Origin of the sequence: Hymenobacter wooponensis, from assembly GCF_004745865.1 — a bacterium.
GTDB classification, from domain to species: domain Bacteria; phylum Bacteroidota; class Bacteroidia; order Cytophagales; family Hymenobacteraceae; genus Hymenobacter; species Hymenobacter wooponensis.
Window position 1 is genome coordinate 400,207 of sequence record NZ_SRKZ01000006.1, and the last position, 15,688, is coordinate 415,894.

Below are 15,688 nucleotides of genomic sequence, written 5' to 3' on the forward strand. Positions count from 1 at the left end.
GCTCCCTATGCTACACTTCCAGAATTACATTAACGGCCACCTCGTACCACCCCACTCAGGTAAGTACTTGCCGGACATAGAACCCGCTACTGGGCAGGTGTTTGCCCAAATTCCCGCTTCTGATGCTGCAGATGTAGCACTGGCGGTGCAGGCAGCAGAAGCGGCTTTACCAGCTTGGCGGATGCTACCGACTGAGGAACGAGGTCGTTTGCTGGTGCGCATTTCTGAGTTGATTGAGCGTGACTTAGAGCGGTTAGCAGAGGCAGAAAGTCAGGATAATGGCAAACCCGTTGGCTTGGCCCGCACCGTAGACATTCCCAGAGCGGCTAGCAATTTCGCTTTTTTTGGCACTGCAGCTCAGCACTTTGCTTCTGAAACTCACTTTCAGCAAGGAGTAGCGCTAAATTACACCGTGCGTCATCCGGTGGGCATAGTGGGCTGCATCTCCCCCTGGAACTTACCGCTCTATTTGTTTACATGGAAAATTGCGCCGGCGTTAGCAGCAGGGTGCTGCGTAGTAGCAAAACCGTCGGAAATAACGCCTTACACGGCGTTTCTGCTGAGTGAACTGTGCATTGAAGCTGGGTTGCCACCGGGGGTGCTCAACATTGTGCATGGTACTGGCCTAGCAGCAGGGCAAGCCATTGTAGAGCACCCGGGTATTAAAGCCATCAGCTTTACGGGGGGCACCAAAACCGGGCAGCATATTGCTGGCACTGCGGCGCCTATGTTCAAGAAGCTCTCTTTGGAACTAGGTGGCAAAAATCCCAATCTTGTTTTCGCCGACTGCGACCTGACCGAGGCTGTAGCCACTAGCTTGCGCAGCAGCTTCTCCAACCAAGGACAGATCTGCCTCTGCGGTTCGCGCATCTTCATAGAGCGGTCTATATACGAGCCTTTTAAGCAAGCTTTTCTGGCTGGCGTAACAACGCTTACGGTTGGCGACCCGCAAGAAGCTGCAACCAAGCAAGGGGCTTTAGTAAGCGAGGCGCATTTGGAGAAGGTACTCAGCTACATTGAACTGGCGCACCAAGAAGGCGGCAAACTATTGGCCGGCGGACAGCGGATTTACCTTTCTGGGCGTTGCGCGGGCGGCTACTTCTTGCAGCCTACCGTGTTTGAGGGCCTAGCGCCTGATTGCCGCGTTAACCAAGAAGAAATTTTTGGGCCAGTAGTCACGCTCACGGCTTTCGATACGGAGGAGCAGGTATTGAGCTGGGCTAACAGCACCGAGTATGGACTAGCTGCTACCATCTGGACGCGCGATTTAAACCGGGCTCACCGCGTGGCGCACGCCCTTCACAGCGGTATTGTGTGGGTTAACACCTGGCTGCACCGCGACTTACGCACACCCTTCGGGGGCGTGAAAAACTCCGGTGTTGGGCGAGAGGGTGGCCTAGAAGCTCTGCGTTTTTTTACGGAGCCGCAAAATGTGTGCATAAAGCTCTAGCTCCGAGCAATTAACTCGAGTCAACTGCCATCGACTTGATGCAGTTCGCTTTGGAAGCATAGGCAGAAGGATGCTCTATTCTCTACTACCTGGCCTAGCGCACATCCCACCGGTACAGCCGTAGCTTGCCCGACTCAGCTAGTAAGGTCAGGTGCTGGTTGGTGGGGAAAGCAGCTCCGGCTTCTACTAATTGCTTGGCATAAGGGTTGGTTTGCCGACCGGCCAAGTCATTAGAACCATCGTAGTAGCTCTGATCAAAAAAGACCAGTACGGGTTTTCCGTTCATGGCTAGTTGCTTGCGCAGGCTGGGGTCAGGGCCGGCGGGGTCAAAAATAGTGCGCAACAGGCGAGCATGCTCTGGAGGGGTCCGCGACATTTTGGTAGCCATGAGCGGCAGGTTAGTGCGCAGGGCTAGCTGGTAACTGTGCCGAGAATGCGGGTCGTCGTCGTCGAGGGTAAGATCCATATTCTCACTGCCCACATGATAATACGGCACTGGCAAAATTGCCTGGTATTCTTCAGGCCGTACCGACAACACCAGCGGATTAATTTCAGTCTGATTGACAGTATTGATTAGAGTATTTGGCAGCAAACTGCGACTATAGAACTTCAGCGTATCACGGGTATCGACGTAGGCCAGTAGAATAAGGCCGGCCGCCACCCACCAGCGCACTGCGTGACGACTTGTGCGCAGCCAATTATCCAGCCCGACCAGCACAAACAGGTTTATAAACCAAAAAAATGGCCAGCTAAAACGTGCTACCGTTCGGAAGTGCGAAGCCTTGTCCGTGAGTTTGTGCAGGTAAAAGAAGGGGCTTAGGTAATTAGTAATATGGTATTGCCCATCGAAAAGATCATATACGGTCCCTACTGAACCTAGCAGGCCTACCAGCGCTGCTATACCTAGCAGTGCCAAGAATTTCCGCTCAGACGTCTGCCCCCAGCTTTTCCACCAGTGCTTGGTGGCTGGCCGAGAAAAGAGCCATGCGACACCTAACCCTACCAAACCAAACAACGCAAAAGCACCTAAATACGCCTGAGATTCCTGTGTTACGTACGCAGTAGGCTGAATTATGAAATGAGTCGTCTCGTAGGAGTACTGCTGCAGCAGGGCCGATACTTGCAGCTTCCAGGCGGGATAATTAAAGCCGGTTGGGTCATTGAGACGCAGAGAGTAATACCGGTCAATTAATCGAATAATCAATACGCTTAGCACTAGTGGTAATCCGGAAAGCGCGGCCCCAGCCAGCGTTAGCCGAGGCTGCTTGCGCCAATATCCTTTGGGCAGCAGCCAGGCTGCGAAGAAAGAACCTGTTAACAGGCCTAGCAGTGGTAGGTAATAGAGGTGCAGAAACGAGATAAGAGTAAATGCACACACCAAACCTGCTATCGTTTTGCCGATTGGCTGCCTAGCTTGGTGTCGGTCGTAAATTCGCAAGAGCCCCCAAATAGCCAGCAGCACTACCCAACTATACGAGAGGTTAAAGTGACCCATCAACAGGCGCCCAACTTGAGGGCTGAGCCATGGCAGTGCAATGGAGAATACCAGTACCAGCCCCCAATAGTGTAATAACCGCCGCAGGATTAGTACCAACAGTGCCGTGCTAGCCAGAAACCCTAGTAACAATAACCCATGATAGATATCGATACCATAGGGCGTGATATCGTGCACGTACCGCGACCATAGCCGTACCGCAGCGGCAAGTAAGGGCGTATTATCAGTGTAAAAAATGTAATCACCGAAGGGATGGTTCATCATCCCAAACCATGCAAACCCAGCTGCTGCCGGCTGCTGTAAATAAGCTTGGAAGGTGAAGTAATTTTTTAGGCCATCGTACCCCGGCGAGAGCAGATGCTGACCTGGCTCTGTCAGTAGGGCGCCTAAGGCTCGGAAAACCAGTGCAGCTTGAAGCAACAGAGCTGCCAGAAGCAGCCCTGCAGGAGAAGGACGGCGTAACCACGCCGGAAGCGAAAACGTCATTCTGAATAATCTCAGCGGATAATCTGCAGGCGGCATGTGCGACGCTCATCGCCTACGCGCAGTTCCGCAATATAGAGGCCCGCCGCTGGAAAACTGCTTACATCAAGCCATTGCTCATGCCGGCCAGCCTTCTGTTGCTCGCCATTTAGCATGCGCAACACTTCTCGGCCTTGCACATCTAACACTCGCAGCCAGACTGCCCCCGCTTCTGGTAGCTGGTAGGCCATTAAGCTGGATTGGTCAAAGGGGTTAGGGTAATTAGGCTCCAGCTTCAGGCTAGTATATTTCTCTCCGTCGCTTTGGCTGCCTGAAGGCAGTGCGCGCGGAATCGCCAGAGTGTCTCCTAGTTGCTGCCCATTTTTATGGCGTACCTGTGAGTACTGCCGCCCTATAAACTGCAAGTGAGAAGGCTCCCACCCTGATGGTTGACCGCGGCTAGTCATAGTTTCGCTGTAGGCCTGGTACACCGCCCGCTGATTAGCGGTCTGCAGAGGCTGTAGGTTAGTTGGGCGCCGACGGCTGTCATAACCTACGTAAAGCAAGGTCCGGCACTCTATGTTGCTGGTGGCAGCCAAAGCCACGACCCCAGCCATCCGGTGGTCAGAGTGGTCACGCGGGTTATGGCGCTCGTCGGGCTGGGGAGCATGCACGCTTACACGCTCGTCGCCTACTTCTTTTTTAAGAATCCGTTGGATGGTCTGAATTAGGTCGTCCCAAGAAACATAGGGTGCCCCGCCGTCAAGAGGAGACATTGAGCGACCATCTTTAAAGAGCTGACGCATGCTTTGAAACCCACCGCGAGGCTGGCCTTTACCATCCAAGTTACCATCAGGTAAGCGCAGCGAGAAAGCAACCGTGTTGCGGTAACGTTGCATAACCACTGTATGCCCTTTCACCGTGATTGTTTTGGTAGTAGGCACCCCTCCTGAAGCTGAAGCAGTGAGATTAGCAGCTTGCTGTACTGCCGCTTGAAAAGCGGCTTCACGTCCTAACCAGAAATCATTGCTGGGTTCGTTGGCCTGCCCACCAGTAAGGCAAATGAATACGGCTTTTCCGCCTGCTCTCTGCACATCGGCGCAAGCGTCGGCGCCCATAAACAGCTGCCAATCATCGGGGTGAGCTGTAATATATACTGCAACTGGAGGCGTTTTTGGAGTAGTTCCCGTCTGGGCTTGCGCGGCAAACGACCATACGATGGCCAATCCAAATGCTAAAATTCGGAGTAAAGTTGACGTCATTCGGGCGTAATCGCGTGATGGAGCAGCAAAAGGCAGCCGATGGGAGATCAGGGAATCGAAAATTAACTATTCCGAGTCTGATTTCCCGCTCAAGCTGAGCACTATCCGATGAATGTTTTATTTTCCTCGGTGGGCGTGCAGATTCACTCGCTAATATACATCCTTATATCATTATAAAAAGAATACTTTATCTTATTATATTAAAGAGCGGCATAGATAATCATACTCAATTAAACCTGTCAAGAGCAGACTCTAAGTCGGCGAGGGAGGTCTCTGAGAAGTGCAATGAGTCAGGCGGTGCGCTGGTACGTGCCTCTTGCTTGGCTATAAAGGGAGCACCATTTTCATAACGCATACCCAGTAGCACTATCTTGGCACGGGCTGGCACAGATAAGAATTGGTACCCGCCGGCTTGCGGGAGCCCGGCCAACACTAGCCGGCGCCCAGGCACTAGCAGGCGTAAAGCAGTTTGCTCAGTAGCAGTTGGCATAGGCACGTAATAAGCCGTAGTGGCTCCGCTCCAAGCTTTTCCCGTAGCAATCCATCCTAGGCGCTTAATCCAGATGCCATTTGGCACTTCTGCAAAATCATTGCCTGCCTCCGTTGGTTCATTGGGGCTCTGCACGGCAACTGCAGGCGCCTCTACAGCAGACGCCGTTCCTTGCTCAAAGGCAAAGCGAATAGGAAGCGTTAGGCGCACTTTCACGGCTTGGCCTTCCTGCTTACCCGGCTGCCAATGGCCAGAGGTTTGTCGCAGCACACGTAAGACCTCCTCGTCGCAGCCATCCCCAATGCCCTTTACGATACGCGGGGAATTAACTCGGCCGGTTTCGTCAACAATAAACGAAGCGAAAACTACGCCCTGCGTTTGGTTGCTTAGTGCCTGACTGGGATAACGCACCAGTTGGTTAATTTCGGCGGGACCAGCACCATACTGCGGCATCTGCTCGACCGAATTGTAAATTTTCTCAGCAGGCAGTGCGGAGGCCTCGGCCTCATGCCAGCGTAATGCGCTTCCTGAGCTGGCTGCTTCGCCGTAGAAGAGTTGCGGCTGCGCTCCGCTAGATAGCTGCACCTGCATTTCCTGACCAGCTGCCAAGGCTAACTGCTGCCCGCCAGCTGTAGCGCGCACTAACACGGCTCCTGCTAACTCCAATGGGGTGCCCGAAGTTGTTTCTGTAAGTAAGTTGGAGAGAAGCAGGTCGGCAAGGGAATAACACTCCTTTAGTTCTACCCACACGGTTCCCGTTGCAGGACGCTGGCGGGCGTCTAGCAGAGACTTAGCCGGAATACGAACGATGGTACCCTCCCGTCCCTGTACTTCAGCAGGCCGGGAAGGATCTATTTGGAAGTACTCACTGGCCTTCAAGGTCAGGTCCTGTAACCGCGCCTCTACCGGTGGGGCGGCAGCATCGTAAGTAGACGGGCGTAACACGCCTCGCCGGTATACCACCAGGGGGGCCTTCCGATTCGTGAGTCGCTCAAGATGGTGCCAATCCCGCTGAACTGGGGCAGTGGCTACGGGCTCCACGATAGAATCTAGGGCCAGCGAGTCAGCTAGAGCTGGGCTTCGTTGTTCGGTACGCTTGGGCTGCTCCCGTTGACAACCAACAGTGGCAACTGCCAGCATCGCCAGCAGAGAGAGGGGACGGAAAATCGGCATAACGAAGGCTATACGCTCGAAGGGAGGAGCTTATTTAGCTTAAAGGTTGTGCTTTTCAGCAAATAACTGATTAGTAGCGAGAAAAAGTACACCCTAATATCCCTAGGCCATTTGCTTACGGTTCGTTAGCTGCTTCCCCCTCCGCCGAACTAAACCGATACAGATAAGTACAGCCTCATAGTTACATCGGTACAGAGAGTAGCATTGGTGCTGAACGGGACCTTAGTTTCGTTAAGCAATAATTCTTAGATAGTTAGCAATCAGCATACAACTAAGCTGAGCCAGAATTTTAGGTTCAGCGCGCAGTATCAGTGTTTACACGGCTAGGCCAGTCCTTGCCTGGTTCCGCACAAAGGCGCTTTCACTATAAAGGAACAATGGTTGCCTGCCATCCAGGTTTAGCAGAACCCAACGCAGGCTACGAAAGCGCCTCTTTCTCAGATGCCAGCGAGAGCCACATGGAGTTATTGGCATAGGGATATAGCGAGGGAGCCTAAAGTACATACAGCAGAAAGTAAAATGTCGGCGAGAGTTAGGCGTTTAGGTAAAAACGCTCCCAGTACGCTTGCAGCCTCATGCATAAAGGCGAAGCTATTGTCTAAGAAAAGCTGGCCTTTAAGCTCTAGGCCACACTAAGCTCTTAATGCTGTAGCCGTTTTACGAGTTGTGTATACCCCACTAAATCTCCGATCTTTACGCAGTTATGCGCTTTCATCCTACTCTCCTGCTCTTTCCTCTACTAGGCCTGGTAGCCTGTGAGACCGACCTAAACTCAGGCCCCCGCGTTGATTTTGTGGCTAGCAGCCGTTTCAATACGGGCAACCGTCGGCTCACCGTACCCGGCGACACAGTAGCCACCCGCATATATGCTGAAGCTGAGAAGGGTAATCGCCTAACACGTATGCGAATTACTGCTGAATACCAGCCTTTGCCTGAAGGCATTATTTACCCCCAGGCAGGTTACCGAGAAGGCGATCAAGACTCCTTTACCCTCATATACTTAGATACTACCTTCGAGACCGTTACGCGGTTTACGGAAAAGTTTGCTTTTCAAAGTGTGCAGCCTGCACGCACTACCGCAGGTAAGGAAACCTGGCGCTACGAGGCTACCGATAATAATGAAGAAGTAGGTACGCGTAGTTTCACCCTTCGCCTAGGTCGTGCTGATTCGGCGTTTATCTACCACAGTTATCGAATAGGTCTTCAAGCGCCTTCAGCTAATAACGCTGGACGTCGCAGTTTCTTGGCTCTTCGCTCTGGCCTAGCGCTGCCAAAGTTTACGGTATACAAGGCTCCCCAAAACAGCGATGCCCAGCAGCTTATCGATCTGTTCTACGTACCCAGTGTAACAACCGGGCCAGGGCTAGCCACTCCTTTTTACAAAGGAGCTAAGCTTACTGATACTATATGGCCCATTAAGCGCCTGACTCGCATTCGACAAACTACACTCACCAATACCGCTTTCACGGCCCTTACTACCCCCGCACAGTTTGCTTCTGCTTTTGCAGGAGGAGTTCCGTTTCCTGGCGACTCCACCTATACAGGCTCGGTTGCCAAAAACCAGGTTATTGCTTTTCGTACCCCTGAAGGCAAAAATGGCGCTATCTTCGTGGAAGACATACTCACCACGGCCATACCTACGCTGGTACTTCAGGTAAGAATATCGAAGTAGTATTTCTAGGCCACTAAAAAGGGCTCCTCCCAGAAATGAGAGGAGCCCTTTTTAGTGGCCTAGAAATACTGACTAGAAATTGACTCCAACGGTGACGGATGTAACAAACCGGTCTCCTTTCACTCCTACTACTGGCTGGCGGCCGCTATCAATCGTGTAGGCGGAAGTGTAGCTGTCGGTGGTGTTATACACTCCCGAAAGATCTAGGTAGAAATTCCGCTGAGCAAAGCCGACGCCGGCAGTATAGAAATTCTGTGCGCGATCAAACGTAGCCGTTTTGAAGGGGTCGCCGTAGCGGGCGTAGCCAGCCCGTACTCGGAATACTTCGAAACGGCCTTCTATACCAGCGCGGTAATTAAGGGCTTTGCCGTAGCTGTTGCTGATGGCTTCATTTTCAACTGAGAACACACTGGCCCCATCTCCATCGGCACCAGATAACCGTGCTTGGCTATAATTCACATACTCCACGTCACCGCTCACGAAGGCATATTTACCAAGAAGGAAAACAGCTCCACCGGTAGCCCGGAAAGGCGTAGTAAGCTGATAGGTGTACTCTCCTGGCTGCGTGCTTTCAGAGGCGGAGGTAACACCAGCGCCCGAATAAGGCTCTCGGCTAAAGTTAGATTGAATAGAAGCGCCGTAAGAGTCAGTGAGTTTGCTGAACGTAGGCGTTTGTACCGACAAACCAAACCGCATATAGTCTGCTGGGCGGTAAATTACCCCTAGCCGGAAGTTGAATCCTGTTCCCTTAGTCTCTAATGTATTGCGGCGGAGCAAGCTGGTGAAGGGTGTATTAGGATCATTCTCCGTTTCCTGAAAATCACGAGTCTCCTTGTAGCGAGTACTCACAACTCCTATAGCTCCCCCGATATAGAGTTTATCACGGTAACTGGCGCCGTAGCCAAAGTCAAACTGGGTTTGGCCACCACTGGTTTGCACCGTTTCCTCCTGGTTGATGTCACCCACCCGCCGCAAGGTGCCTAACGAGTCACCCCCGGTAAGGCGGCTGCGATAAAAGTTGGTCAGATAAGCCCCATAGGCCAGTCCATCAAGCGAGGTATAGGCGTTGTCCTGATACTCTTGGTCTATATCGTCGTAGCTAACACGTGGCTCGCGTAACCGTTGAAAAAACGAACGGTCTTCGGTGGTAGTGTTACGGTAATGGTAGCGGCTGTTGAAATCATTCAGGCGAGTAATACCAAAGGCAAATGTGCCAGAGCGCCACGCCGATGTGTTGTCGTCGTCAGTCAAGCGGTTAGTGAAGGCTACACCTAAATTGCTTAAGAGCAACGAAGAGCGCTGGTCGCTTATACTAGAAGAGCCAGCCTGTGCCTTAGTGGAAAGCTGACCGAAACCGGGAGTAAAGCTGGCATCTGATTTCACATAGAGGCCTAGACCAGCAGGGTTAGATACTAAGCTACCCAAGTTGGCGCCTACGGCCGATGTGGCGCCCCCAATGCCCAGCGCTCGTGCCGGACCACCAAATTGTATGCGGGAGTAGCGCAGAGCATCTGCTTCGTTTTGGGCAAAGGCGTGGCTAGCCAAGCCCATGAGAGCCAGGCCCAAGCCATATTTCAGGTTTTTCATGGGAAAGGAAGAGAGTGGCCAGCCATATAGGCTGGCCGTTCATCGGTAGACGCACCAAATACGACAGCCTAAGCGGGATTATTGTACCCGACCCCGGCCGCGCGAGCCACCGTCGCCGCCACCGCTGTTACCCCCGCCACTATTTGAGGGCGAATAGCTGCGTGAAGGCTCTGAGTAGCTACGAGTGGGCTGCTCATACGAGCGTGAGGGTTGCTCGTAGGTGCGGGCAGGCTGCTGCCAAGCCCGCTCACGGCGTGCTGGCTGCTCTGCAGAACCCGAAGACTGCTGTGCGGGCTGTCCATCATTGACCCAACCCCGACCCCGGCGGGGCTGGTTGTAGTCGTTTGGTGAGGTAGAAGGCTGCGCACCAAGCTGCCCCGATGCTTGCTCCAGTACCCGCCAGCGGCGACCACCATTTGGATCAAGATTCGGTTGTGATGAAAGCACCTCACGCCGGTCGCCGGAGAGCACGCGCCCTGTGCGGTCAGTACCGTTGCTGCCAGATACAACACCTTGCGATGAACCAGCAGGCGCTGGGCTAGTACCATCCGCCTCTATGCGGCCACGGCCCCGGATGGGCTGCGGAGAAGAAACCACTCCGGTAGAGCCAGTAGCTGGCGCTAACACGCCATTTTGCTGCACTTGCCCACGGGGGCCACTGCTGGTAGCGGTACCCGTAGCACGAGAAGCATCAACTGCTCCATCACGGCGCGGGCCATATACTACGCGGTTGCGCGGGTTATTATCGTAGGAGCCACCACCGTAGTAGCCAGAGCCTAGGCCTCCGTAATAGCCACCAAAACCGCCTAGGCCACCATAGCCGTAGCCATATCCGCCGTAGCCGCCATAACCATAGCCATACGCGTCGTAAGGGCTATAGCCATAGCCGAACGGACGATACCAAGGCCGCCCGAAGCTGATGCTGATGAAAGAGCCGCCTCCCCAGAAAGGAGAGTAAAACGGATCATAAAAGGCCGAACCGAACCGGGAATAAGCTCCCGGATAATAGGCGTAAGCCGGACCACCGTACCAGAATGGGTCGGTGTAGGCAAAATCATAGTACCCCATGCCTAGGCCTCGATAGGCCGGCTGGTGGAAACGGCGCAGGCGTTCAGCATAGCTGTAGCCGTTATCATAATATTCGGCGCTACTGGCAGAGGAGTTGCTGTCACCAGTATAGTCGGGGTTAGCCACGTCGCCAGGGTTGCTAGCATCCGTTTGAGTCTGAGTAGCCGATTGCATAGCTACCGGGGCCGTTACCCGGTCCTTGGAAGAAAAATAAACGCCGTCGCTCTCCGTAGTGGTGAGGGCCGACGTGCCAGCGCAGCCGCCCAGCGTAAGCAGGGCTAAAGCGGGCAATACGGAGTGGATGCTTTTTTTCATGGATGCTAGCGCGAAAAGAACGAATCGGAAGATTAAAAACTAATAGTGCCCGGCGATGAAGGGCCAGGGTTGGTCCATATCCTCCGGATTTAATAACGTAATTTGGCCCCGAAACGGTGCCCTTTCTCTGAGACAAATCTTATACCAGAAAAGGAACCTTTCTGCCCAATCAAAGATACTCCGAATATGAGCAAAAGTTTGCCTAAGCGCAGTGAAGATTACTCTCTGTGGTACAATGAATTGGTGAAACGTGCTGGTCTAGCCGAAAACTCGGCCGTACGTGGCTGCATGGTGATCAAACCGTACGGGTACGCCATCTGGGAAAAGATGCAGCGGACCTTGGACGATATGTTCAAACGGACGGGTCACCAAAATGCCTATTTCCCGCTTTTCGTACCCAAAAGCTTATTTGAAGCCGAGGAGAAAAATGCGGAAGGTTTTGCCAAGGAATGTGCCGTAGTAACACACTACCGCCTACAAACAGACCCCGAAAACCCCGGTAAGTTGCGTGTTGACCCAAACGCCAAGCTGGAGGAAGAACTAGTGGTGCGCCCTACTTCGGAGGCCATCATCTGGAGCACGTACAAAAACTGGATTCAGAGCTACCGCGACTTGCCTCTGCTCATTAATCAGTGGGCCAACGTAGTACGCTGGGAAATGCGTACCCGCCTATTCTTGCGCACTGCCGAGTTCCTGTGGCAGGAAGGCCACACTGCCCACGCCACCGCCGAGGAGGCCGTAGCTGAAACCCGCCAGATGCTGGAGGTGTACGCTCAATTCGCGGAGGAATGGCTGGCCCTGCCCGTGGTAAAAGGCGTAAAGACTGAAAATGAGCGTTTTGCTGGTGCCCTCGACACCTACTGCATTGAAGGGCTGATGCAGGATGGCAAGGCACTGCAGGCTGGTACTTCTCACTTCCTAGGCCAGAACTTCGCCAAAGCTTTTGATGTGCAGTTTGCCACTAAAGAGGGTGGCCTAGAGCACGTATGGGGCACTAGCTGGGGCGTGAGTACCCGCCTGATGGGTGCCTTGGTAATGGCTCACTCCGATGACGAAGGCTTGGTGCTGCCGCCCAAACTGGCCCCTATCCAAGTGGTGATTGTGCCCATTTACAAAACTGGCCAACTTGATGAGTTGCTGGAGCGCATCCGGCCGATGCAAATGGGCCTGATTGAGCGTGGCATCTCGGTGAAGATTGATGACCGCGACACTGAGCGTCCCGGCTTTAAGTTTGCTGAATGGGAGCTGAAAGGCGTGCCCGTTCGCATTGCCGTAGGTATGCGCGACTTAGATGGTGGCACCGTAGAAGTTGCCCGCCGCGATACCAAGGAGAAGATGAACCTGCCGCTGGCCGATATCGTGAACAGCGTAGATCAGCTGCTACAGGATATTCAGCGCAACATTTACCAGCGCGCCCTACGCTTCCGCGAGGAGAACACCACTCGCGTAGATACCTACGAGGAGTTTAAGCAGGTGCTCGACAACAAGCCGGGCTTTGTAGTAGCCCACTGGGATGGCACCTCCGAAACCGAGGAGCGCATCAAGGAGGAAACCAAAGCCACTATCCGCTGCATTGCACTCAACGAGCCCGATGAGGATGGCATTTGCATTGTAACGGGTAAGCCCTCGAAGCGCCGGGTGTACTTCGCCCGCGCCTACTAGGCCTAGGCCACTATGTAGCAAATTAAAAAGCCCCGCTGCTTCCAAGGCAGCGGGGCTTTTGCGTTTACAGCGTTACTTAAGTTGTGGCTGCGGCTGAACTGATATTACCGCGGCTCGTTGCGCTTGCTGCACATGGCGTTGCATGTGCGCTACTACAAATAGCAACGCCTCCCCTACTCGTAGCTTCAACAGCCGAAAGAACTCAACGGGAACTGCCTTGCGGTTGAGATTAGCCTGGGCAGCCAAGGGCAGCAAGGAACTCCAAGCGGCCAATTGCGCCTCAAATTCCTGCAGCACCGCGGGCGTCAGATGGCTACGGGCTGGGTTCATGCGGCTAAGCGTCTTCTGGGCCTTCCGGTTCTCGGGCCGCACCAGCTCATACGACTTGCGGCCCAACCAGCTAAACCCAACTTCCTCCTCTGGCTTACTGGCGGCTTCTGGGTGGCCTAGAGCCCGTTGCAGGGCGGGCAGGTAGTAACGCCCGTAACGGTTTAGATGCTCCAGGCATTCTAGCACGCTCCAGCTTTCGGGACTTTGCTTGTGGTTCAATACGGCTTCGGGTAAGGGCAGCAGCTCTTGGTGCAGCGTAGCATCAAGGGAAGCTAACCGTTGCTGAAGGTCGGTGAGGAAAGCGGTTGGGCGCATGGGCAAGCATTGGCTGTTGTGTAGAGCAAACATCCGGAGCCTAGGCCACTAAAACCTTGACGGCAATCAATATTTAGCGCAGGCGGCTCAGCGTCTCGGGCGTCATGCGCAGATAAGAAGCAATGTACTTCTTCGGAACCCGCTGAAATAGCGTTGGGCTCCGGGCTAGTAGCCGCTGGTAACGCTGAGCCGGGTCGGGCAGGAGCAGATCTATTTCTCGCTCGATGCGGCCTACCAAGTTGCGCTCAAGCTCTGCACGCCAGAAGTGAGCGAAGTTGATATTCTGCTCTATGAAAGTCATAAAATCTGAGCGACTAATGCCGAGCAGCGCACTCTTGCGCAACGCCTGAATACCATACTCCGATGGCTGGGCCGTCACGAAGGAGGGAAACGAACAGAGCAGGCTGCTCTCGTACCCAAAGCCTACGCAGATTTCTTCAGGGCCCGCCGGGAAGTAAATGCGCAGTAGGCCAGTATGCACAAAGTACAGCGTGTGCTCTGCTTGGCCCGGCCGAATCAGAAACTCGCCCCGCGGCAGATGCACTTGCTTTTGCCAATACCCTACAAAAGCTTCAACATCGGCGGTGGTGAGTTGTGGCACCTGGCCTAGAAGCTCTTTAAGAGCCTGAAAAGCGGGAGATAATGTGGCGGAAGACGACGACACGACAGCAGTAGCGTAGCATAAAACCTGCTGGAAAAGATAAGAAAGCCAAGCCATTACTGGGCTTCTGCGTATCTTTTCCTAACCAAACACCTTACTCCTATGGATTGGCTCACAATTGCGCTGTTGCTCCTTTTCGGGTTGTTATTCCTGGCGGTCGAAGTCATTTTTATTCCCGGCACTACGGTGGTGGGTCTCGTGGGCTTTGGCCTGCTCATAGCAGGTATCTGGTTCAGCTACCGCGACTTTGGCACCGGGGCGGGCCACGTGCTACTGGCTAGCTCGGCGGTGGTAGTCGGCTTCTTGATATACCTGGGGCTTAGGCCCAAGAACCTCAACCGCATGGCTCTCACCAACGTCAACCACGCCCGCGTGCACGACGTGCGTCACCCCGATGTAGTGCCGGGCACTACGGGCCGCACTCTCTCCGCCCTGCGCCCGGCTGGCACGGTCCTCTTCGAGGATGACCGACGGGAAGTAACTACCCGCGGCGAGTTTGTAGCAGCCGGCTCTGAGGTGCGCGTACTGGCAATTGAGCACAACCGCATTGTAGTAGAAAAGGTGGCCTAGCTGGTTCTCCTGTTTTTGTTGTTAGTTGCTACCGAGTTACCTCTTCCCTAGCCGTTCATTGATTGTTAGACAGTATGGATTTTCCTTTCTTCCCGATTATCGTCGGTGGCATTGTGCTGCTGGTGTTTCTGTACTTCTTCCCAATCAGCCTCTGGATTACGGCCCTGTTCTCGGGCGTGCGGGTGAGCCTGTTCCAACTGGCGTTTATGCGGGTACGGAAGGTGCCGCCTTCCCTAATCGTAAACTCGATGATTACCTCCACCAAAGCTGGCCTAGAGCTGACGGCCAATGATTTGGAAACGCACTACTTGGCGGGTGGCAACATTCCCAGCGTAATCAAAGCCCTTATCTCTGCCGATAAAGCCAACATTCCGCTCAGCTTTAAGCAAGCCACGGCCATTGACCTAGCGGGCCGCGACGTATTTGAGGCCGTCACGACCAGCGTTAACCCTAAAGTGATTAATACGCCGAATGTAGCCGCTGTGGCTCAGGATGGCATTCAGCTCATTGCCAAAGCCCGCATTACGGTACGCGCCAACATTGCCCAGCTAGTAGGTGGGGCGGGTGAGGAAACCATTTTGGCCCGCGTGGGTGAAGGCATTGTAACCAGCATCGGCTCGTCAATGTCGCATAAGGAAGTGCTGGAAAACCCGGATAAAATCTCTAAGCTAGTGCTCCAAAAAGGCTTGGATGCAGGTACGGCCTTCGAAATTCTCTCCATTGACATTGCTGACATCGACATCGGAGAGAACATTGGCGCTAAGCTCCAAACCGACCAAGCCTCCGCCGACCTCCGCGTAGCCGAAGCCCGGGCCGAAGAGCGCCGGGCCATGGCCGTGGCTATGGAGCAAGAAAACCGTGCGAAGACGCAGGAAGCCAAGGCCCGCGTGGTAGACGCCGAGGCTGAAATTCCGAAAGCCATTGCCGAGGCCTTCCGCTCTGGTAACCTTGGCATCATGGACTACTACAAGATGCGCAACATCCAGTCTGACACCGACATGCGCGACTCCATTGCTAACCCCAGCGGCCAAAACAGCAGCACCAAGCCGGGCCGCGATGAAACTCGCCTAAGCTAGGCCTAGCAGGCGTTGAACTTAAAAAGCCCTTACTTCCAGCGTGGAGGTAAGGGCTTTTGCGTTGTGTAGGCCACTGTATCTGTAACCCGTGCCAGCCTCA

At 54.0% G+C, this 15,688-nt stretch carries 12 protein-coding genes; 5 read left to right on the plus strand and 7 right to left on the minus strand.

Annotated elements, in window-relative coordinates; translation table 11 throughout:
* Positions 1-7: 7 nt before the first annotated feature.
* The gene (locus EU557_RS20765) at positions 8-1,450 is read left to right on the plus strand and encodes an aldehyde dehydrogenase (RefSeq protein ID WP_135532393.1); all 1,443 of its coding nucleotides are present in this window, start codon (positions 8-10) and stop codon (positions 1,448-1,450) included.
* A gap of 94 nt (positions 1,451-1,544) precedes the next feature.
* Here the strand turns inward: EU557_RS20765 and EU557_RS20770 are convergent, their stop codons facing one another.
* The 3 genes from EU557_RS20770 to EU557_RS20780 all read right to left on the minus strand — a co-directional run bounded on the left by EU557_RS20770 (position 1,545) and on the right by EU557_RS20780 (position 6,332).
* On the minus strand, positions 1,545-3,431 hold the full coding sequence (locus tag EU557_RS20770; protein WP_135532394.1) for a DUF6311 domain-containing protein: 1,887 nt from the start codon (positions 3,429-3,431) through the stop codon (positions 1,545-1,547).
* A gap of 11 nt (positions 3,432-3,442) precedes the next feature.
* A complete protein-coding gene (locus EU557_RS20775; protein ID WP_135532395.1) occupies positions 3,443-4,669 on the minus strand; it encodes a PIG-L family deacetylase in 1,227 nt (408 codons plus the stop codon).
* A gap of 226 nt (positions 4,670-4,895) precedes the next feature.
* Positions 4,896-6,332, minus strand: a complete 1,437-nt coding sequence (locus tag EU557_RS20780) for an energy transducer TonB (RefSeq protein WP_135532396.1) — start codon at positions 6,330-6,332, stop codon at positions 4,896-4,898.
* 703 nt (positions 6,333-7,035) lie between these two features.
* Between EU557_RS20780 and EU557_RS20785 the strand changes: the two genes are divergently transcribed.
* Complete coding sequence (locus EU557_RS20785) at positions 7,036-8,004, plus strand: hypothetical protein (RefSeq protein ID WP_135532397.1); 969 nt, start codon at positions 7,036-7,038, stop codon at positions 8,002-8,004.
* A 72-nt stretch (positions 8,005-8,076) separates the two neighbouring features.
* Here the strand turns inward: EU557_RS20785 and EU557_RS20790 are convergent, their stop codons facing one another.
* Positions 8,077-9,591: a hypothetical protein gene (locus EU557_RS20790; protein WP_135532398.1), complete on the minus strand. Its 1,515-nt coding sequence runs from the start codon at positions 9,589-9,591 to the stop codon at positions 8,077-8,079.
* A gap of 78 nt (positions 9,592-9,669) precedes the next feature.
* Positions 9,670-10,974, minus strand: a complete 1,305-nt coding sequence (locus EU557_RS20795) for a hypothetical protein (protein WP_135532399.1) — start codon at positions 10,972-10,974, stop codon at positions 9,670-9,672.
* A 186-nt stretch (positions 10,975-11,160) separates the two neighbouring features.
* On the opposite strand from EU557_RS20795, the gene proS reads away from it, so the two are divergent.
* Entirely contained in the window at positions 11,161-12,636 is a 1,476-nt protein-coding gene (gene proS, locus EU557_RS20800) for a proline--tRNA ligase (RefSeq protein WP_135532400.1), read from the plus strand.
* A gap of 72 nt (positions 12,637-12,708) precedes the next feature.
* Here proS and EU557_RS20805 read toward each other — a convergent pair whose 3' ends face one another.
* Together EU557_RS20805 and EU557_RS20810 are read right to left on the minus strand one after the other, a co-directional pair.
* Positions 12,709-13,281 (minus strand): DinB family protein, encoded by a 573-nt coding sequence (locus tag EU557_RS20805; protein WP_167855298.1) that lies wholly within the window; start codon positions 13,279-13,281, stop codon positions 12,709-12,711.
* 73 nt (positions 13,282-13,354) lie between these two features.
* Entirely contained in the window at positions 13,355-13,945 is a 591-nt protein-coding gene (locus tag EU557_RS20810) for a Crp/Fnr family transcriptional regulator (protein ID WP_167855299.1), read from the minus strand.
* A 36-nt stretch (positions 13,946-13,981) separates the two neighbouring features.
* Between EU557_RS20810 and EU557_RS20815 the strand changes: the two genes are divergently transcribed.
* Positions 13,982-14,512 (plus strand): NfeD family protein, encoded by a 531-nt coding sequence (locus tag EU557_RS20815; RefSeq protein ID WP_483423404.1) that lies wholly within the window; start codon positions 13,982-13,984, stop codon positions 14,510-14,512.
* 74 nt (positions 14,513-14,586) lie between these two features.
* Complete coding sequence (gene floA, locus EU557_RS20820; protein ID WP_135532404.1) at positions 14,587-15,588, plus strand: flotillin-like protein FloA; 1,002 nt, start codon at positions 14,587-14,589, stop codon at positions 15,586-15,588.
* Positions 15,589-15,688 lie beyond the last annotated feature (100 nt).